Below are 19218 nucleotides of genomic sequence, written 5' to 3'. Positions count from 1 at the left end.
GGGAAACCTTAATGAAGACGTTTCGGCTTGTGTCCTTTCAATGCCTGGAGCAGGAAGATGGAGAGATTGTCCACCTTCCGATTCCTTTAAAAGAAGGATTAATTATCAACCGGGAAGAAAAAGACGGGAGCTGGCTTATTAATGCAGTAGTCGACCGGGATCAGGAGACCTGGTTTATTCATTCCAGAGACCAGGAAAACCCACTTGTTATAGAAGTTATCATTACCGACCCCCGAAACGAACCGGCGATCATGACAGGAACAGTGATGGATCAGTCTGATTTAAGCGAAGGCATCAGCCTGTTGATTAAGGCAAAGATGGCAGGCGGTCAGGAAGATGTTTCGCAGATGATTTTAGAGGATCTTGCTAAAGAGGGATACACGGGAACGGAAATGATTGAAGAATTTCAGGTGCGCAAAAAAAATTCCAGAATACGGTCAGCAAAAATGGCCCAGCGTATTTTTGAATCATTCGGCAGTACAAACTAAAACAGGCCGGCAGGAACACGAGCTAAAGGAGCTTTTCATGAACATTTTTACGTTCCAGGATTACTATAAAAATGAAGTGCAGCTGACATTTAACGATCATGGTTTTATTTCGGATCCGCGACATGTGCTGGTAATCTGCCGGTACAAAGAGCAGTGGCTGCTTACCAGGCACTCAAGACGCGGGCTGGAATTTCCGGGCGGGAAAGTGGAAGCCGGCGAACTTCCAGACGACGCAGCGGTGCGGGAAGTCTGGGAAGAAACAGGAGCTGGTCTAGCTTCCATCGAATGGCTTGGACAGTATAAAGTAACAGGAAAAGCCGAGGTTATTTATAAAAATGTATATTTTGCCCGGGTAGAAGAACTCATCCCGAAAGAGGATTATATGGAAACCCTGGGACCGGTTCTCTCCAGGGAGCTTCCGGCAGATTTAAAAAATAATGCGTCCTTTAGTTTTTTAATGAGAGATGACGTTATTCCTTACTGCCTTACTGAGCTCAAACAAAGAAATTGGACATGAAAAAGCACTGCCGACAGCCGGCAGTGCTTTTCTTTATTCTGCTGAAGCGAACACGCTCGGGCCTGCGGCTCGAATGTTATCGGAAACAGAAGTAAATTTTTTAAAGTTTTCCTGAAACTGCTGGGAAAGCTCTTTAGCCTTTTCATCATAAGCGGCCGTATCTTTCCATGTCTGTCTCGGCTGAAGCACCTCATCGGGAACGCCTGGACAGCGGAGCGGGATATGAAGGCCGAAAAATGGATCCTTAACCGTTTCGCAGTTCTGCAGTTCTCCCTGCAGTGCTGCCTGAACCATCGCTCTCGTATAAGCAAGGTTCATTCTTTCCCCTACACCGTAAGGACCACCGGACCAGCCGGTATTTACAAGAAACACATTTACCTCGTGCTGTTCTATTTTATCTCCAAGCATTTCCGCATAACGGGATGCTTCCAAAGGAAGAAATGGAGAACCGAAACATGTGGAAAAAGTAGCCTCTGGTTCCGTAATACCACGTTCCGTTCCGGCAAGCTTACTCGTGTATCCGCTTAGAAAATGGTACATAGCCTGTTCTTTGGAAAGTCTGCTGATGGGCGGCAGCACGCCGAAAGCATCAGCCGTTAAAAACACAATAGTCGATGGATGTCCGGAAATGCTCGGCATCATCGTATTGGGAATGCTGTCCAGCGGGTAGGCGGCCCTCGTGTTTTCCGTTAAGGATACATTATCGTAGTCAGGAGTACGGCTTTCTTTATCCGTTTTAACATTTTCAATAACAGCTCCAAAATGAATAGCATTCCAGATTTGGGGCTCTTTTTTGAAAGATAAATTAATACATTTAGCATAGCAGCCGCCTTCAATGTTAAATACACCATTATCGGACCAGCCGTGCTCGTCGTCTCCGATCAGGTAGCGGTTCGGATCAGCGGAAAGAGTAGTTTTCCCTGTACCGGAAAGACCAAAAAACAAAGCGGTATCACCCTCTGTGCCAACATTGGCTGAACAGTGCATAGACAATACGTTCTGCTGGGGAAGAAGGTAGTTCATGACGGAGAAAATCGATTTTTTCATTTCTCCGGCGTATTCGGTGCCGCCGATTAGTACAATACGTTCTTCAAATGAAATAATAACAAATGCTTCGGAGGATGTTTTGTCCACGACAGGGTCCGCTTTAAAGTGTGGAGCAGAAATAATCGTAAAGCCGGCCTCATGTGTCTGCAGTTCCTCTTCCGAGGGACGGATGAACAGCTGCTTGGCGAAAAGGTTATGCCAGGCATCTTCATTAATCACACGGATCGGAAGCCGGTAGGCAGGGTCTGCTCCTGCAAAAGCCTGCGTGACAAACAGTTCTTTTTGCTCAGCAAGATGAGCCATTACTTTTTTATAAAGATCCGTGAAGATCTGTTTGGAGATCGGCTGATTTACCGGGCCCCAGTCTATATCATTTAGTACGCTCTCTTCTTCAACGATAAATTTATCTTTTGGAGAACGGCCCGTATATTTACCGGTTTCCACACTAAGGGCTCCACTGGCTGTAAGAATGCCTTCTTTTCTGGCCAACGCTCTTTCTACAAGGTGTGAAACGGGCAGATTCATATGAATGTTGTCACCATGAAGAAGGTGATGAATTTCATTGGAAAAATCTAAAGTAGTCATGGCGGCAAAATCCTTTCTTTTCTTGAATAGTATCATCTAATTGTTAATTAGTATAACACATTAAAAATATTAGTCTATACTACTATTGGAAATTTTCAAAAATAAATCACGCTATTCTGTTAATGGAAAAGAAATTTTTTTTAAGACATACAGCATAGGAAAATGCTTTATTTGACAAGAGATTGGAACTGAGGTAACATATTTTTCGAACGGATACTCTTATCCCGAGCTGGTGGAGGGACAGGCCCTGCGAAACCCGGCAACCATCCGAAAGTATGAAACGGAAAGGTGCTAACCTGGAGAGACGACTGTCGTCTTGGAAGATAAGAGGCGAAAAAGGAACGGATAGAAACCCCCTTTTCCTCGCCATGGAAAAGGGGGTTTTGTGTTTTCTTTCTCTTCTTCTTCTATATAATAAGGCGGCTTAGGCAGCGTGCATAATAGTATGCAGCAGGCAGAAGTACGGCAGAATAAGTTATAAGCAGGATAAAAAGGAGGATATTTCATGGAAACAATTGGACGCCGCCTGTTTACATCAGAGTCTGTTACAGAAGGACACCCTGATAAACTGTGTGATCAAATTTCAGATGCAATATTAGATGAGATATTATCGCAGGATCCAAATGCGAGAGTAGCTTGCGAAACAGTAGTGAATACAGGCCTTGTGCTTGTTGCTGGAGAAATTAGTACATCTACGTATGTAGATATTCCGAAGATTGTAAGAGAAACGCTAAAAGAGGTGGGATACACCAGGGCAAAATACGGTTTTGATTCCGAAACGTGTGCCATTCTTACTTCCATTGATGAACAATCAGCAGACATCGCCCAGGGAGTCGACGTAGCGCTGGAATCGCGCGAAGGTTCAATGACAGAAGACGAGCTGGAGGCAATTGGTGCAGGAGACCAGGGTCTTATGTTTGGTTATGCGGATAACGAAACAAAAGAATTAATGCCTCTTCCAATTTCCCTTGCTCATAAATTGGCCAGAAGGCTGACCTACGTGAGAAAAGAAGGAATTCTGCCTTACCTTCGTCCCGACGGAAAAACACAAGTAACGATCGAATACGGTGATGACGGGAAACCGCTTCGTGTAGAAACGATTGTTATTTCAGCCCAGCATCAGGAAGATATTACGCTGGAGCAGATAGACAGCGACTTGAGAGAACACGTTATTGACCCTGTTGTACCGGAAGCTCTTTTAGATGAAGAAACAAAGTACTTTATGAATCCAACCGGCAGGTTTGTTATCGGTGGCCCTCAGGGGGATGCCGGTCTGACGGGAAGAAAAATAATTGTGGATACGTATGGAGGATATTCCCGTCATGGAGGCGGAGCCTTTTCAGGGAAGGATCCGACAAAAGTAGACCGTTCCGCTTCGTACGCCGCCCGTTATGTTGCGAAAAATATAGTAGCTGCTGGACTGGCAGAACGATGCGAAGTGCAGCTTGCCTATGCTATCGGAGTTGCCCGTCCTGTATCTATTGCGGTGGAAACATTCGGCACCGGAAAAGTATCGGAAAGCGTACTGGTGGACCTGGTGAAGGATAATTTTGACCTGCGTCCTGCAGGTATCATCAAAATGCTGGACCTGCGCCGTGCTATTTACAGACAGACGGCTGCCTACGGCCACTTTGGACGTACAGACGTAAATCTGCCGTGGGAAAAAACAGATAAAGCTGAACTGCTGAACCAGCTGGCAAAAGAAAAAAAACAATAAAAAAAGAAAGACGGCCCTAAAATGGGGTCGTCTTTTTTTATTCGTAGTGTATTTCTTTTAATACGCCATCTTTTATAAACTGATTCATATCTTTGTCCATTAAATCGACCAAATGGTGCTGCCGGGTGGATTTAAACATCCCCAAAGCTTCATTCCAGTGCTCGAGTCCCTTTTCGGTTTCTCCCATCAGCAGGAGGTTCCGGCCCTTCTGATAAAGCAGCTCACCGAAAACGTACATAGTTCTTGTCTCCAGACAGCGTTTTATGCCTTTTTCACACCACTGCGCTGATTCTTTATAGCGCTGTTGTTTTGTGAGTGAAATGGCGAGCGTGTAGGTTAACTTCATTTCAATAGAAGGATCTTTTCTTTTTTTCATCTGCTTCCATTTATTCAGCGCCTCTTTACATAGGGCTTCAGCGTCTTCGTAGCGTTCTTCCAGATTATAAAAAACAGCTAAAGAGTTGCTTATCTCGGCTTTTCTTTCGGTAAAAGAAGGATTAGGGTCAATCGAGATGGAGAATAGAAGCTGCTCGAAGGCTTCTTCCGTTTTTCTATAAAGATGGTATAAAAAAATTCCCTTATGCCAGGCTATGTACTGTTTGTACAAAGGGGGCGTAAAAAGAGGGTTGTCTTTTTCATATAAAATCAAAGCTTCCATCTGTTTATAATCCTGCGTGAAGCGGCATTCCTCAAGCTGGTCAAAAACGTCCTGCACGTAGTCCGGGCGCTCTGAAACGGCTTCTTCAAAGAAATAATACATATCAGCGCCAAGTTTTTCAGCAATTTGAAAAAGCGTATTCGAATACGGGATAATAGAGCCGTTTTCAATTTTGCTTATCTGGGCCTGGGTGCAGATGCCATCAGCCAGTTCAGCCTGGGTCATATGATTATACTGGCGCAGCTCCTGAATTTTTTTCCCTACTCTCGAAAAGTCCACTAGATTTCCTCCTTTCTGTTTATTCCTATAATTATTATAACCAACAGGTACTAAAGATGGAAGTAAAAAGTCTATATAAAATGCCTATAAATGGCTTATAAAGGAAAATGTTAATAAGTAGTAGTTATATTATACTATTTTTTGTGAAGAGGAGGTGATTTGATTGAATAAAATAGGGTATGTGTTTGCTTCTGCTGCAATATGCACGATATTAATGAATGTTCAGGGGATAGATGTGCTTTTTACAGGATTCTCCCAACTAATGCCGCTTAATCTTCCCCACAAACATTAATTGACGGGCAGTACGGTATCTTTACATAATTTGGATCATCTTCCTTTACGTTTGTCAAAAGGCAATGAGGGGTATATACTTTTTATAGTTTAGGTCTATAAACTCGATAGCGGGGTTTGGCAGCTTAACAATAGTAGAAAGGGATGATGAACATTGCCGGAAAGAATTCAAATCACCTTTAACGGTGAAAAGAAAACAGTAGAAAATGACCAGAGTGTCCTGCAATATACAATTGGAACACCTTCAGAACTTCCTAACGTATGCTATCATCCAAGCCTTGGAGCCATTGAAACCTGTGATACGTGCATGGTTAAAGTGAACGGGGAAATGGTGAGAGGATGCTCGACGCCTTTAAATGATGGAGACGTGGTAGATTCTGTATCATCTGATGTACAGGAAGCACAAGTTGTAGCAATGGACCGGATTCTGCATAACCATGAGTTGTATTGCACAGTTTGTGATTATAATAATGGCGGCTGTGAAATACATAATACGGTGAAAGAGATGAAAGTAGAGCACCAAAGCGAGCCTTTTGAACCGAAACCTTACGAAGAAGACAACACAAATGCGTTTTACCGCTATGATCCGGATCAGTGTATCCTCTGCGGGCGCTGTGTAGAAGCCTGTCAGGACGTTCAGGTGACAGAAACGCTTACTATTGACTGGGAGCGCCAGAAGCCGCGTGTTATCTGGGATAATGATGTACCGATTGATGAGTCCTCCTGTGTGTCCTGTGGTCACTGCTCAACAGTATGCCCATGCAACGCCCTCATTGAAAAATCCATGGTGGGAGAAGCAGGCTACATGACAGGAATTGACCAGCAGACACTGCGTCCAATGATCGAAGTGACGAAGCAGGTGGAAACAGGCTACAGTTCTATTCTTGCCATTTCTGATATGGAAGCCGCTATGCGTGAAAGCCGCATCGAAAAAACAAAAACAGTATGTACTTACTGTGGAGTAGGCTGCAGCTTTGACGTCTGGACTAAGGGACGCGACATATTAAAAATAGATCCGCAGGTAGAAGCACCGGCAAATGGAATTTCAACCTGTGTGAAGGGTAAGTTTGGCTGGGATTATACAAATAGTGAAGAACGTATAACAAAGCCGCTTATCCGTAAAGGCGATTCTTTTGTAGAATCTACATGGGATGAAGCCATCGCTCTTATTAAATCGAAATTCACATCTATTAAAGAAGAACATGGACCTAATGCCCTCAGCTTTATCAGTTCTTCAAAAACAACAAACGAAGAATCGTACCTGATGCAGAAGCTCGGACGCGGAGTTATTGGAACCAATAATATTGATAACTGTTCACGTTACTGCCAGTCTCCTGCAACAATGGGACTTTTCCGGACCGTAGGCTATGGCGGTGATTCAGGCGGCATTGAAGACATTAGAAATTCCGCACTTGTTATTGGTGTCGGCACAAATACTTCAGAGTCACACCCGGTACTGGCAACAAGAGTGAAAAGCTCCCATAAGCTCAGAGATCAAAAGCTTATCGTTGCTGACCTGCGTAAGCACGAAATGGCGGAACGCTCTGACTTGTTTGTCCGTCCAAACCCGGGTACAGACTTGATCTGGCTTTCCGCAGCAGCAAAATATATTCTTGATCAGGGATGGGAAGATAAGAAATTCCTTGAAGAGAGAGTAAACGGCCTTGATGAATTCAAAGCCAACCTTGATAAGTACACGCTTGACTATGCCGTTGAAAAAACAGGAATAGCTAAAGAAGATATAATCGAAATTGCGAAAAGTGTTTATGAAGCAGAAACAACCTGTATTCTCTGGGCTATGGGTGTTACACAGCATTTAGGAGGAAGCGACACGAGCACAGCGATCTCCAACCTGCTTCTCGTTTCAGGTAACTACGGCAAGCCGGGTGCAGGTGCTTATCCGCTTAGAGGACATAATAACGTGCAGGGTGCAAGTGATTTTGGAAGCATGCCTGACAAAATGCCTGGATATGAAGACGTAATGGATGAAGAAGTACGTGCGAAATATAAAAATGTGTGGGGAGTAGACCTTCCATCTGAAAAAGGCTTGAACAACCACGAAATGATTGATGCCATCCATGACGGCAAGCTGAAAGCTATGTACTTAAAGGGAGAGGAAATGAGCCTGGTTGATTCAAATATCAATTATGTACAGGATGCCCTTGCCAAGCTTGACTTCTATGTAGTACAGGATGTCTTTCTCAGCCGTACAGCCCAGTTTGCTGACGTGGTACTTCCGGCAAGCCCGAGTCTTGAAAAAGACGGTACGTTTACAAACACGGAGCGCCGTTTCCAAAGACTTTACAAAGCATTGGAGCCAATGGGCGAATCCAAGCCGGACTGGCAGATCATTATGGAAGTGGCTAATGCAATGGGAGCTGAATGGAACTATTCCCACCCATCAGAAATCATGGCAGAGGCAGCTTCACTTGCAGATATCTTTGCAGGAGTTTCCTATGACCGCCTGGAAGGTTATAACAGCCTGCAGTGGCCGGTATTTGCAGACGGTACGGATTCACCGGTACTGTTCCTGGACGAATTTCCGTTCCCTGACGGCAAGGCAAGACTGTACCCTGTAGATTGGACAGTGCCTGTACAATACGAAGAGCAGTACGATCTGCATGTAAACAACGGCAGAATGCTTGAGCACTTCCATGAAGGAAATATGACGTACCGTTCTCAGGGTATTAAAGACAAAACGCCGAATAACTTTGTTGAAGTTTCTCCTGAACTGGCAATCGAACGCAATGTGAAGGACGGCTCTCTTGTACGGATTATTTCTCCATACGGTGCCATTAAAGTAAGATGTATTGTAACGGAGAGAGTAGCAGGCAATGAGCTGTATGTATCAATGAATGACAGCGGAGATGCGGCTATTAACCTGTTAACAAGCAGCTATTCGGATAAAGATACCGATACGCCGGCATACAAAGAAGTAAAAGCTAAGATGGAAGTACTGGAAACAGAAGGTGAAACGCCGCTTCCGAAGCATAACTTCCGTTATGGTAATCCACAGCCTCAGCAAGGGGTGGAAGTACACCGTAAATGGAAACGTGATGATTACGAATTCCCGGGCGATACGGTTAAGAAAAACCGCGGCCTCACGAAAGATTTAGTGAAAAAGGGGGAGTCTTAAATGGCAGAGCCGATTACTTCTATTCAAAGACGCACCCTCAGTGAAGAAGAACAAAAGAAACAGGACTTAAAAGAAATTGAAGAAGTTCTTCTAGCTAATAAAGAAGGAATTCTAAGCTCAATTGAAATTCTGAACGGGTTACAGAGTAATGGCGTTCTGACTATTATTAACGGCCTGCTGAAAGAAGGAGAAGAAGTGATGGATATTCTCGTGAAAACCATTGATCAGCCGGGTGTCACGAAAAGCATCAAAAATCTTCTTCTAATGGGCGGTCTTGCGGGCTCTATTGATGTAGATAAGATAAAGCCTATGCTGGACCGTTTAAACAATGGGCTGGAGCGGGTTTCCGAAGAAGAGGAAAATCCACACAAAACAAATATTTTCTCTCTGCTAAAGCTGCTTAGGGATCCGGAAGTCAACCGCACCGTTACCCTGATGGTAAGCTTCCTGCAGGGAATGGGGCAGGCACCGGCTCAAAGCGAAGCGATGCCAAATGAGAAAAAAGCTCCCGATACAGACGTATAAAACCAAACAAAAGCACCCATCCTATGGATGGGTGCTTTTTGGTATGCAGAAAATATCAGCTGTTCTGCTGTTTTTTATTTTCTTCTTCTGCTATCTGTTTATAGTACTGGCCTTTTTCTACATAGCTCTGGCGGATGCGCGCCATATCTTTTCGGTCTTCTTCATTCAGCTCGCGTATGACTTTAGCCGGGCTTCCGAATGCAAGTGAATGAGGAGGAATCTTTTTTCCGGGAGGAACGAGACTGCCCGCTCCAATGAAAGAACCTTCCCCTATTTCCGCACCGTCCAGAATGGTAGCTCCCATGCCAATCAATGCGTTTTTACGAATAATTGCACTGTGAAGCATTACTTTATGGCCTATCGTTACATCGTCTTCTAAAATAAGGGGATTCTTCGGGCTCTGATGCAGCACGGAGTGGTCCTGAATATTGACCCGTTTTCCGATAATAGTAGGAGCTACATCCCCCCGGATTACTGTATGAAACCATATGCTTGATTCTTCTCCGATTTTTACATCACCAGTAATAATGGAGTAATCTGCAAGGTAGACACTGGATGCAATCTCTGGATAAATGCCGTGATAAGGATATATTTTCATGAAGTCCTCCTATATGAGTCAATATATTGTACACTTATAGTACTAGTGTATCAAAATTAAAATAAACAGAGAAGTAAGCAGGAGAGGCGGGTCAGTAACGTGATGAAAACATGGTTAGTCGAAAGGCCGAGAGCGACCGTCGTTATTGTACACGGCAACGGGGAACACCATGGAAGGTATGAGTGGATGATTGAACAGCTGAACCGCCAGCGGTTTAACGTCGTAAGCGGGGATCTGCCGGGACACGGAAGAACCCGTGGAAAAAGAGGGCATGTGGACAGCTTTGACCAGTACATAGATGCCGTATTCACCTGGTATACAGAAGCTGCAGGGTATGACCTGCCTGTTTTTTTATTCGGGCATAGTATGGGAGGATTGGTTACGATCCGCATCCTGATGGAAAGACGCATGCGGATCCGGGGAGTTGTATTGTCGTCTCCGTGTTTAAGCCTGTATCAGCCGCCGGGTCGAATGAAAGATTTAAGCACAAAAATGCTGCATCGTCTAAAGCCGACCTTTAGTTCCAATTCCGGTATTCAGGCGGCGGATGTTACAAGAAATGAAGAGGCCCGGGCCTCCTACGAAACGGATGAGTGGAACACATCGACCGTGACGGTGAGATGGTATCAGGAATTGATCAAAGCGATGAAACAGAGCCATGCAGATGCCCTGGAATTCCCGGATGTGTCTCTGCTTGTGATGCAGGCAGGCACTGATTTAATTGTAGATAAACATGCTACACACCACTGGTTTAACAAGCTTGAAATCACGGATCGTTCCCTGCGGGAGTGGAAAGGTTTATACCACGAATTGCTGAATGAACCGGAGCGTGAAGAAATATTCCGATTTATGATGTATTTCATTCATATGAGATTATAGGGTACAATGGCATCGTGTTTTATATTTTATTATGCAATAGGAGGATTTAATTATAGTGAGCGCCCCAACAACGATGTGGACTTTGATGTACCACATAAAAAAAGAAATCGTGCCGCGTGTCCATACGATATTGGATGAATGGCGCGTAAAAGCAGCAGGCATTCCGAATGCGGATCTCCGCGGGCATGCATTGAACAGCATTAACGAAAATACGTTTCACAGCGAAGGAGGAGGCGTGTATGCTCTTTTGACAAGAAAAGAGATACGCGAAGACCTGCTTCGTTTTATCGTAGCATATCAGATTATCTGTGATTATCTGGATAGTTTATGTGATGAGACCGATTCTTTTGATAAGAGGGATTTTCGTTCGCTTCATGAAGCGCTTCGGATCGCTTTATCTCCGGAAGAGAAAGCTTATCCATATTATGAACATCATCCGCAATCCGAAGATAATGGATTCCTGCAGGAGCTCGTAGAAGCCTGTCAGCAGCATGTTTCGGTTTTTCCGGGATTCTCCCATGCCCGTCCTTCGATGGAAGAGCTCTCTTTGCATTATAGAAACCTGCAGGTTTACAAACATGTGAAAAAAGAAGATCGGGAATCACTTTTAACGGAATGGTTCGAAGAAGAAAAGCATCATGTGCCCGATATGTTCTGGTACGAGTTCAGTGCGTCTACGGGTTCTACCCTTGGTATTTATGCTCTTGCTGCCTATGCTTCACGGAGCCATCTTGCGGAGTGGCAGGCGGAGGCCATTAAAAACAGCTATTTCCCTTACGTGCAGGGCATGCATATACTGCTTGATTACTTCATCGATCAGGAAGAGGATATTCAGGACGACGAACTGAATTTCTGTACCTACTATGAGAATGAAGAAACGATGGTGCGCCGGATGGAATTATTCAAGCAGGAGGGCGAAAAGCGTCTAAAGCGCCTTCCTGATGCAGCGTTTCATTCGTTATTAAACAAAGGCATTATCGCCATCTATTTAGCGGATGAAAAGGTCCAGAAACGGCCGGAACTGAAAAAAACGGCCGGCCGCTTTATCCGCTTTGGAGGGCTTCCCACAGCCTTTTTCTATTTAAACTCCTGGGTGTTTCGTAAAACAACATAAAAGAAGAGCTCTGCCGGCCGGCAGAGCTCTTCTTTTTATTCTGCTTTATCTACTACGGTTAAAGCGCCGGTTTCTGGAGAAATGACGAGCCCGTGCACCGGGGTGCCTGCGGGAAGAAAGGGGTGCCTGCGTATAATATTTACACTCTGGCGTACGCTGTCTTCCACATTTTCAAAGCCCTTCAGCCATTGCCGGACGTTGTTGCCGGAAGCTTCAATCTCTGCTACTTTTTCTTCAGTTAATCCATTTTTGTATGCTTTCTCAAGAAGAGGTTCCGGCTCCAGACCGGTCATGCCGCAGCCATAATGACCAACTACAGCAATTTCTTCTGCCTGTAGTTCATACAGCGCTACAATAATACTTCTCATAATACTTCCATAAGAGTGAGAAAGAACAGCACCGGCATTCTTGATGATTTTGGCGTCTCCCTGCTGCAGATTCATCGCTCTTGGAAGAAGCTCTGAAAGCCTGGTATCCATACACGTTAAAACAACCAGCTTTTTGTTGGGAAACTTTGATGTTTCATAATTCTCATATTCTTTGTTTTCTACAAATGTCCGGTTAAATTCAATAATGGAATCAATCGTTGGCATTATTACGGCCCCTTCCCTGGTAAATTTGTACGGCGTCTGCACCGCACTTTCATTATTATATAGTAAGATTTATCTTTTTTCCAAAGCATATACAAGAGGCGGATGATTTATCTGATTGATAAACTGGTATTTAGCTGCATGAAAGGAATGTTGGTTCAATGCAGAAATGTATTTATCTACGGCGTTCTGTTCGCGCGCGCCTTCTGTATGTCCCGGATAAGCTGTAATAAGAATGCCGCATTCTTTAGGCAGGGAAGGCAGCATATTTTCCAGCGTCTGAATGGTAGAAGAGGTTGTCGTCGTGATGCTTTTATCCCCGGAGGGAAGATAGCCTAAATTAAACACAACCGCAGCTGTATTGTTGATCACTTCCTGAGGCACCCATTCCAGTATTTTTTCATGGCTGTCATGAATAAGGTGTACGTTGGTATATCCTGCCTGATTAATGCGCTGGGCTGTCGCATCAATAGCCTGTTTTTGAATATCAAAGGCGTACACGAGGTCTGCACGTTCAGCCAGAAATAAAGTGTCTGCGCCTTTTCCGGCCGTCGCATCAATGGCTGCCGCCCCTTTATGAAGGTATTTTTCCAAAAGAAGACGTCCGAACGGAAGAACGCCCGGCATCTTCATCGGGAAGTCTCCTGAACGTCTGCAGCAAATTTACCCTGCCAGCTGCCGCGTCTTTTCAGTTCATCATCAATTCCATTTAATACGCTCCACTTATTCATGCTCCACATCGGTCCTATCATCAGCTCGGCCGGCCCGTCGCCGGTCAGGCGGTGAATCGTAATGGAAGCAGGGAGCCTTTCAATCTGATCTACGGTCAGCTGAATATAGTCTTCCTGTGACATCAGCTCGACAAGTCCTTTTTCATACTGCTTTACCATCGGGGTTTTCTTCAGCAGGTGCAGCAGATGAATCTTAATGCCCTGAATATCGAGCCGGCTTACTTCTTCCACCGTTTCAAGCATCATCTCAGGCGTTTCCAGAGGCAGACCGTTGATCACGTGGGCGCAGACGTTAATATTGTGCTTTCTGAGCTTTTCCACGCCTTCTTTATAGCACTCATAGTCATGGGCCCGGTTAATTAACAGGGCGGTGCGTTCGTGCACAGTCTGAAGGCCCAGCTCCACCCAGAGATGCGTCCGCTGATTCAGATCAGCAAGATATTCAACGACGTCGTCCGGCAGGCAGTCGGGGCGCGTAGCGATAGATAACCCGACAACATCCTCCTGTCTAAGAATGCTCTCAAACATCACCTTTAATTCCTCTACCGGGGCATAGGTATTACTGAAGGCCTGAAAATATCCAATATATTTTCCTTTTTTCCATTTTCGGTTCATCCGGTTTTTTACCGTGTGAAATTGATCAATAATATCTTCTCCCCGGTCTCCGGCAAAATCCCCGGAACCTCTCTGGGAACAGAACGTACAGCCGCCGGAAGCGACAGATCCGTCCCGGTTGGGACAGTCAAAGCCGCCGTCGAGAGGAACTTTAATAATTTTTTCGCCGAAATGATTTTTCAGCTGATGATTCCATGTATAATATCGTTTGTCTCCCCAAAATAGCGGAGAGGCTGTATCTGCATTCATGTGTATCTCTCCCTGTATAAGTAAATCTAGTGTATCCTTTATTCTATCACGCCTATTTTTGAAAACCCAGCGATGGAATAGGGTTATACCTGCTCTGCCTTGACAGGCAAGGGGTTAATCCATAAAATATCATATATTGATTACCATTTTTCAGTGAAGAAAGCGAAAGTACGATATAATGTATTTATACATAGTATCTCTGCGGTAAAAAACACAGGAATAATCGTGATATAGAGAAAGAGGAGGCTGTAAACATGGCATTTCCGCATCAGGAAATCGAACAGAAATGGCAGCAGTACTGGGAAGAAAACAAAACCTTCCGTTTAGAAGATGAACAAAATGATAATCCGGATTATTATGCTCTGGACATGTTTCCTTATCCATCAGGCGCAGGGCTTCATGTAGGCCACCCGGAAGGTTATACGGCCACCGATATTTTATCCAGAATGAAACGGATGCAGGGATACAATGTGCTTCATCCTATCGGCTGGGATGCATTCGGCCTGCCGGCAGAGCAGTTTGCCCTGGATACCGGGAAGCACCCGCGTGACTTTACGAAATCGAATATCGACACGTTCAAACGCCAGATTAAATCTCTGGGGTTTTCTTATGACTGGGACCGCGAAATTAATACGACGGATCCGGATTACTACAAATGGACCCAGTGGATTTTTATCCAGCTTTACAATAAAAACCTGGCATACATGGATGAAATCGCCGTAAACTGGTGCCCGGCACTTGGGACCGTTCTGGCTAATGAAGAAGTCATTGACGGAAAAAGCGAACGCGGCGGCCACCCGGTGGAACGCCGTCCGATGAAACAGTGGATGCTTAAGATCACTGAATACGCCGACCGTCTTCTTGAGGATCTTGAAGACCTCGACTGGCCGGAAAGCATTAAGGACATGCAGCGTAATTGGATTGGACGTTCGGAAGGCGCGGAGGTCACTTTTAACGTGAGAGGCTCCACGAAGTCTTTCACCGTGTTTACGACACGTCCTGATACATTGTACGGAGCCACTTACTGCGTGCTGTCTCCTGAACATGAGCTCACGCCTGCTATTACGACAGCGGAACAAAAGCAGGCCGTAGAGACGTACCAAAAAGAAGTAGCTACAAAGAGTGATCTGGAGCGCACGGAGCTGCAGAAAGAGAAAAGCGGCGTATTTACCGGAGCGTATGCCATTCATCCGGTGACCGGAGAGGAAGTCCCTGTCTGGATTGCGGACTATGTATTGTCAACGTACGGAAGCGGTGCTATTATGGCCGTTCCCGCCCACGATCAGCGTGACTATGAATTTGCGAAAAAATACGATCTGCCGATTATTCAAGTATTGGAAGGCGGCAGCATTGAAGAAGAAGCATATACAGGTGATGGTGCCCATATCCATTCCGGTTTTCTGAACGGCCTTGGCACAAAAGAAGCAATTACAGCGATGATTACATGGCTTGAAGAGCAGGGTACCGGGGAAAAGAAAGTCACGTACAGGCTGCGCGACTGGCTTTTCAGCCGCCAGCGCTACTGGGGTGAACCAATTCCTGTTATCCACTGGGAGGATGGCAGTATGAGCGCGCTTCCGGAAGAAGAGCTTCCACTCGTTCTTCCGGATATGGATGAGTTTAAGCCATCCGGTACGGGAGAGTCTCCTCTTGCCAACGCAAAAGACTGGCTCGAAGTTACGGATCCAGTAACAGGAATGAATGGACGCCGTGAAACCAATACGATGCCGCAGTGGGCAGGAAGCTGCTGGTATTACCTTCGTTATATTGATCCGGATAATACGGAAAAGCTGGCAGATGAAGAAAAACTCAAACGCTGGATGCCGGTCGATATCTATATCGGCGGTGCCGAGCATGCGGTGCTGCATCTGTTATACGCCCGTTTCTGGCACAAGGTGCTGTATGATATTGGCGTTGTTTCTACAAAGGAACCGTTCCAGCGCTTATACAACCAGGGCATGATTCTTGGGGAAAACAATGAAAAAATGAGTAAATCCAAAGGCAATGTAGTAAACCCGGATACGATCGTTAAAACCCACGGGGCGGATACGCTGCGTTTGTATGAAATGTTCATGGGGCCGCTTGACGCCTCGATTGCCTGGTCAGAGAATGGGGTAGAGGGTGCCCGGCGCTTTCTCGACAGAGTATGGCGTCTATTTATCAAAAATGATAACGAATTAAGCCAGGCAGTTACGAATAAAGAACCGTCCGGCGATTTCGAAAAAACGTATCATAAAACGGTTGCTAAAGTTACTGAGGAGTTCACACATCTTCGGTTTAATACAGGCATCAGCCAGCTGATGATCTTTATAAATGAAGCATATAAGCAGGAAGAACTTCCTAAGCCTTTCATAGAAGGGTTTACAAAGCTTCTGTCTCCAATTGCCCCCCATCTTGCAGAAGAGCTTTGGTCGTATCTCGGCCATGAAGGCACGATTACCTATGAGCCTTGGCCGGTTTATGATGAAAACATGCTCGTAGAAGATGAAGTAGAAATTGTTGTACAGGTAAACGGCAAAGTGAAATCCAAACTGCTGATCGCGAGAGAAGCAGATAAAGAAGCGACGGAAGAACTTGCTATGGCACAGCCAAAAATCAAAGAAGAAACCGAAGGCAAAACGATCCGTAAAGTGATCGTAGTCCCTGGAAAGCTTGTGAATATTGTAGCTAATTGATGGCTGTAGAACGTGTGAAGCCAAAGAAAGTCTAACCTCTTAAAAAAGTGGCTGTTAAAAATCTGTCACCGTTAGGTTTTTTAAGTCGATGATCATAAATAAAGCCGCTGATTTTCCATGTTTTTTGGAAAATCAGCGGCTTTTTTAGAGTTTTGCTTTTTCTCGTAAAAAATCTTGTCAAAAATTTCCTTCAAAGCACTGTACTTATTGGCAATAGGATGAAAAAGGATTTTTGCACCAGGACGGCGAAATTTGTTACAAGGAAAAAAAGGGGGAGTGTAGCATGGTTTCGTTTCTTTTAGTATTTCGCCGTATAGTTAAGGCTATTTTTGAAGGTTTAAAAGAGTCGGAATTTCAGGTGCTGCTATCTCTTACCGGGGGAATGCTGCTTTCCGGAACATTGTTCTACAGTAACGTAGAAGGACTATCAATGCTGGATGCGCTCTATTTCAGTGTAGTTACGCTGGCAACGGTTGGTTATGGTGATTTCTCCCCACAAACGGACTTTGGGAAAATATTTGCTATCATTTACATACTGAGCGGTGTTGGATTGATTTTAGCGTTTGCAACAAAAATTCTCTATTACATGCAACAGTTAAAACTGAGAGATAAAGCTGCTAAACGAGAAAAACGGCTTCAAAAAAAGGAGGAAGATGATCTGTGAAAAGCATCCAGCCTGACCAGTTTTAATTGTTTTTTACAAAGGTGCTGTATTTTTCATTGCAGCGGCGGCTGTACCGGCGGAATAACCGGTAGAAAAAGCACAGGTGATGTTAAAGCCTCCTGTATAACCATGCACATCCAGAATTTCCCCACAGAAAAACAGTCCTTCCGTCATTTTCGATTCCATCCGCTTTGGATCAATTTCCTTAATGGAAATGCCTCCACCGGTAACAAACGCGTCTTCAATCGACAGCGTGCCATCTGCTTCAATCCGAAAGTCTGTCAGGAGGTCAGCCAGCTTTCGCAGGGCATCGTTTGTTATCGTGTCCAACGGTTCGTCGGCAGCTATACCGGCACGTTCGAGAAAGAACAGCAGTGTTTTTTCCGGCAGCCACGACTTCAGCGCATTTTTACTGTTTTTTGTGCCGTTTGTTTTTTTAAGAGTAATAAACTGCTGAAAAATAGCTTCCGGGCTGCTGTCCGGATACAGCGCAAGTGATAAAGGTATCGTGTCCGTTTTATATTTTTTCAATGCCTTTACAACGTATTGGCTGCAGCGCAGGCTGATCGGTCCGGAGACGCCAAAATGAGTAAAGATAAATCCGCCGCGGTGGGTTTTGATTTTTTTTCCTTTAGGCTGCATGACGGTTAAAGCCACATCCTGAAATGATGCCCCCTGCAGCACTTTCTGCTGGATAAACGGTTCGCTGGACGTAATCGGAACCTCGGTCGGATAAAGCTCCGTAATCGTATGACCCGCAGCTTCCGCCCACGGATAACCATCTCCGGTACTTCCTGTCTGCGGAACGGATTTGCCTCCGGTCGCAATGATGACAGAAGGAGCATACAGCTTTTCTCCGTTTTCCAGGACCAGCCCTTCAATTCTGCCATTTTCAATCAGAAGAGAAGCAACCTTTGTCTGTTTTCTCGTTTCCACTTCCAGCCTGTCGAGTTCCTGTAAAAGAGTCTGCACGACGGTGACGGCTTTATCATTTACCGGAAACATCCGACCCATGTCTTCTTCCTTCAGCTCAATGCCGAGTCCTTCAAAATAAGCAATAATGTCCTCGTTATTAAAATTGGAAAAAGGGCTGTACATAAATTTTCCATTACCGGGTATATGCTCAATAAGCTGCTTAAGTTCCATCCGGTTTGTGACATTACAGCGTCCTCCGCCGGAAATAGCAAGCTTGCGTCCGAGTTTTTTTCCTTTATCAAGCAGAAGGACGCGTGCCCCGTGTTCAGCAGCCGCTGCTGCTGACATCAGGCCGGCAGGTCCTCCTCCTACCACTATGGTATCGTATCGCATTATGATATCCTTTCCTTGTATAAACATATTGTCATCAACGTGTATTTTTGAAGTAATCCTATCATAACAAATAATCATGCTGTCTCCTACTATGGGAGCGGCAGCGAAGAGGAGCTGGGAAAGCAATGAAAAAAATGCAGCTGAAAACAAAAACAAGAGATCAATTTATTGATATTACAAGAGAAGTTGAAAAATATGTAAAAGAACAGGCTGTCAGCGATGGAACAATTACAGTGTACTGCCCCCACACAACCGCAGGTATTACGGTGAACGAAAATGCAGATCCGGACGTAAAAAAAGATATGATTATGAGACTCGATGAAGTATACCCGTGGGATCATGAAAAGTACCGCCATGCGGAAGGGAATACGGCTTCTCATTTGAAAGCAAGCACTGTAGGGACGGGGCAGACGATTATTGTTGCTGACGGAGCATTAGTGCTCGGTACATGGCAGGGAATCTATTTCTGCGAATTTGACGGCCCTCGCACAAGAACCTATTATTTAAAAGCAATGATAGGGTAATAAGATAAAATATTTGTTCTTCTCCAAT

The 19218-nt window shown here is 44.9% G+C and carries 18 protein-coding genes and 1 riboswitch; of the genes, 11 read left to right on the top strand and 7 right to left on the bottom strand.

Annotation, left to right across the window (positions count from 1 at the left end; translation table 11 throughout):
• Nucleotides 1-11 precede the first annotated feature (11 nt).
• Nucleotides 12-488 carry a YwpF family protein gene (locus tag ATL39_RS16055; protein WP_120194391.1) on the top strand — a complete coding sequence of 159 codons (477 nt, stop codon included), beginning with the start codon at nucleotides 12-14 and terminating at the stop codon, nucleotides 486-488.
• 43 nt (nucleotides 489-531) lie between these two features.
• Entirely contained in the window at nucleotides 532-1005 is a 474-nt protein-coding gene (ytkD, locus tag ATL39_RS16050; protein ID WP_120194459.1) for an RNA deprotection pyrophosphohydrolase, read from the top strand.
• 33 nt (nucleotides 1006-1038) lie between these two features.
• Here ytkD and pckA read toward each other — a convergent pair whose 3' ends face one another.
• Entirely contained in the window at nucleotides 1039-2637 is a 1599-nt protein-coding gene (gene pckA, locus ATL39_RS16045; protein ID WP_120194390.1) for a phosphoenolpyruvate carboxykinase (ATP), read from the bottom strand.
• 216 nt (nucleotides 2638-2853) lie between these two features.
• A riboswitch (SAM riboswitch) is annotated at nucleotides 2854-2967 on the top strand.
• 175 nt (nucleotides 2968-3142) lie between these two features.
• Here pckA and metK point away from each other — a divergent pair.
• Complete coding sequence (gene metK, locus ATL39_RS16040; protein ID WP_120194389.1) at nucleotides 3143-4354, top strand: methionine adenosyltransferase; 1212 nt, start codon at nucleotides 3143-3145, stop codon at nucleotides 4352-4354.
• 37 nt (nucleotides 4355-4391) lie between these two features.
• Here metK and ATL39_RS16035 read toward each other — a convergent pair whose 3' ends face one another.
• The gene (locus tag ATL39_RS16035; protein ID WP_120194388.1) at nucleotides 4392-5291 is read right to left on the bottom strand and encodes a helix-turn-helix domain-containing protein; all 900 of its coding nucleotides are present in this window, start codon (nucleotides 5289-5291) and stop codon (nucleotides 4392-4394) included.
• Nucleotides 5292-5454: 163 nt separating this feature from the next.
• On the opposite strand from ATL39_RS16035, the gene ATL39_RS17660 reads away from it, so the two are divergent.
• The 3 genes from ATL39_RS17660 (at nucleotide 5455) to ATL39_RS16025 (ending at nucleotide 9243) form a co-directional block, all read left to right on the top strand.
• Nucleotides 5455-5583 carry a hypothetical protein gene (locus ATL39_RS17660; protein ID WP_281270904.1) on the top strand — a complete coding sequence of 43 codons (129 nt, stop codon included), beginning with the start codon at nucleotides 5455-5457 and terminating at the stop codon, nucleotides 5581-5583.
• A 153-nt stretch (nucleotides 5584-5736) separates the two neighbouring features.
• Complete coding sequence (gene fdhF, locus ATL39_RS16030) at nucleotides 5737-8718, top strand: formate dehydrogenase subunit alpha (RefSeq protein WP_120194387.1); 2982 nt, start codon at nucleotides 5737-5739, stop codon at nucleotides 8716-8718.
• Entirely contained in the window at nucleotides 8719-9243 is a 525-nt protein-coding gene (locus tag ATL39_RS16025; RefSeq protein ID WP_120194386.1) for a helical membrane plugin domain-containing protein, read from the top strand.
• Between the two features lie 55 nt (nucleotides 9244-9298).
• Here ATL39_RS16025 and ATL39_RS16020 read toward each other — a convergent pair whose 3' ends face one another.
• A complete protein-coding gene (locus ATL39_RS16020) occupies nucleotides 9299-9841 on the bottom strand; it encodes a gamma carbonic anhydrase (RefSeq protein WP_120194385.1) in 543 nt (180 codons plus the stop codon).
• Nucleotides 9842-9943: 102 nt separating this feature from the next.
• Between ATL39_RS16020 and ATL39_RS16015 the strand changes: the two genes are divergently transcribed.
• On the top strand, nucleotides 9944-10720 hold the full coding sequence (locus ATL39_RS16015) for an alpha/beta hydrolase (protein WP_120194384.1): 777 nt from the start codon (nucleotides 9944-9946) through the stop codon (nucleotides 10718-10720).
• Nucleotides 10721-10775: 55 nt separating this feature from the next.
• Entirely contained in the window at nucleotides 10776-11834 is a 1059-nt protein-coding gene (locus ATL39_RS16010; protein ID WP_120194383.1) for a tetraprenyl-beta-curcumene synthase family protein, read from the top strand.
• A 35-nt stretch (nucleotides 11835-11869) separates the two neighbouring features.
• On the opposite strand, the gene ATL39_RS16005 is transcribed toward ATL39_RS16010, so the two are convergent.
• The 3 genes from ATL39_RS16005 to mnmL all read right to left on the bottom strand — a co-directional run bounded on the left by ATL39_RS16005 (nucleotide 11870) and on the right by mnmL (nucleotide 14019).
• Complete coding sequence (locus ATL39_RS16005; RefSeq protein ID WP_120194382.1) at nucleotides 11870-12427, bottom strand: beta-class carbonic anhydrase; 558 nt, start codon at nucleotides 12425-12427, stop codon at nucleotides 11870-11872.
• Nucleotides 12428-12496: 69 nt separating this feature from the next.
• Entirely contained in the window at nucleotides 12497-13057 is a 561-nt protein-coding gene (gene mnmM, locus ATL39_RS16000) for a tRNA 5-(aminomethyl)-2-thiouridylate-methyltransferase MnmM (RefSeq protein WP_120194381.1), read from the bottom strand.
• Nucleotides 13054-14019, bottom strand: coding sequence for a tRNA modification radical SAM protein MnmL/YtqA (mnmL, locus tag ATL39_RS15995; RefSeq protein ID WP_120194380.1), 966 nt, complete (start codon nucleotides 14017-14019; stop codon nucleotides 13054-13056). The genes mnmM and mnmL overlap by 4 nt, the downstream gene beginning before the upstream one ends.
• Before the next feature lie 254 nt (nucleotides 14020-14273).
• Between mnmL and leuS the strand changes: the two genes are divergently transcribed.
• Both leuS and ATL39_RS15985 read left to right on the top strand, forming a co-directional pair.
• Nucleotides 14274-16694, top strand: coding sequence for a leucine--tRNA ligase (gene leuS, locus ATL39_RS15990; RefSeq protein ID WP_120194379.1), 2421 nt, complete (start codon nucleotides 14274-14276; stop codon nucleotides 16692-16694).
• Between the two features lie 283 nt (nucleotides 16695-16977).
• Nucleotides 16978-17358 (top strand): potassium channel family protein, encoded by a 381-nt coding sequence (locus ATL39_RS15985; protein WP_120194378.1) that lies wholly within the window; start codon nucleotides 16978-16980, stop codon nucleotides 17356-17358.
• Nucleotides 17359-17391: 33 nt separating this feature from the next.
• Here the strand turns inward: ATL39_RS15985 and ATL39_RS15980 are convergent, their stop codons facing one another.
• On the bottom strand, nucleotides 17392-18666 hold the full coding sequence (locus ATL39_RS15980) for a BaiN/RdsA family NAD(P)/FAD-dependent oxidoreductase (RefSeq protein WP_120194458.1): 1275 nt from the start codon (nucleotides 18664-18666) through the stop codon (nucleotides 17392-17394).
• A gap of 125 nt (nucleotides 18667-18791) precedes the next feature.
• Between ATL39_RS15980 and ATL39_RS15975 the strand changes: the two genes are divergently transcribed.
• Nucleotides 18792-19190 (top strand): secondary thiamine-phosphate synthase enzyme YjbQ, encoded by a 399-nt coding sequence (locus tag ATL39_RS15975; RefSeq protein WP_120194377.1) that lies wholly within the window; start codon nucleotides 18792-18794, stop codon nucleotides 19188-19190.
• Nucleotides 19191-19218 lie beyond the last annotated feature (28 nt).

Origin of the sequence: Sinobaca qinghaiensis (assembly GCF_003610495.1) — a bacterium.
Lineage (GTDB): Bacteria > Bacillota > Bacilli > Bacillales > Marinococcaceae > Sinobaca > Sinobaca qinghaiensis.
This window is presented reverse-complemented; position numbering and strand designations above follow the sequence as displayed.

Excerpts from the sequence above, each read along its gene's own strand:
- ATL39_RS15985 (WP_120194378.1), top strand. The coding sequence starts at position 16,978 with ATGGTTTCGTTTCTTTTAGTATTTCGCCGTATAGTTAAGGCTATTTTT.
- ATL39_RS16055 (WP_120194391.1), top strand. The coding sequence starts at position 12 with ATGAAGACGTTTCGGCTTGTGTCCTTTCAATGCCTGGAGCAGGAAGAT.
- ATL39_RS16020 (WP_120194385.1), bottom strand. The coding sequence starts at position 9,841 with ATGAAAATATATCCTTATCACGGCATTTATCCAGAGATTGCATCCAGT.
- metK (WP_120194389.1), top strand. The coding sequence starts at position 3,143 with ATGGAAACAATTGGACGCCGCCTGTTTACATCAGAGTCTGTTACAGAA.
- ATL39_RS16005 (WP_120194382.1), bottom strand. The coding sequence starts at position 12,427 with ATGCCAACGATTGATTCCATTATTGAATTTAACCGGACATTTGTAGAA.
- mnmM (WP_120194381.1), bottom strand. The coding sequence starts at position 13,057 with ATGAAGATGCCGGGCGTTCTTCCGTTCGGACGTCTTCTTTTGGAAAAA.
- ATL39_RS15975 (WP_120194377.1), top strand. The coding sequence starts at position 18,792 with ATGAAAAAAATGCAGCTGAAAACAAAAACAAGAGATCAATTTATTGAT.
- ATL39_RS15980 (WP_120194458.1), bottom strand. The coding sequence starts at position 18,666 with ATGCGATACGATACCATAGTGGTAGGAGGAGGACCTGCCGGCCTGATG.
- ATL39_RS16025 (WP_120194386.1), top strand. The coding sequence starts at position 8,719 with ATGGCAGAGCCGATTACTTCTATTCAAAGACGCACCCTCAGTGAAGAA.
- ATL39_RS16015 (WP_120194384.1), top strand. The coding sequence starts at position 9,944 with ATGAAAACATGGTTAGTCGAAAGGCCGAGAGCGACCGTCGTTATTGTA.
- mnmL (WP_120194380.1), bottom strand. The coding sequence starts at position 14,019 with ATGAATGCAGATACAGCCTCTCCGCTATTTTGGGGAGACAAACGATAT.
- pckA (WP_120194390.1), bottom strand. The coding sequence starts at position 2,637 with ATGACTACTTTAGATTTTTCCAATGAAATTCATCACCTTCTTCATGGT.
- leuS (WP_120194379.1), top strand. The coding sequence starts at position 14,274 with ATGGCATTTCCGCATCAGGAAATCGAACAGAAATGGCAGCAGTACTGG.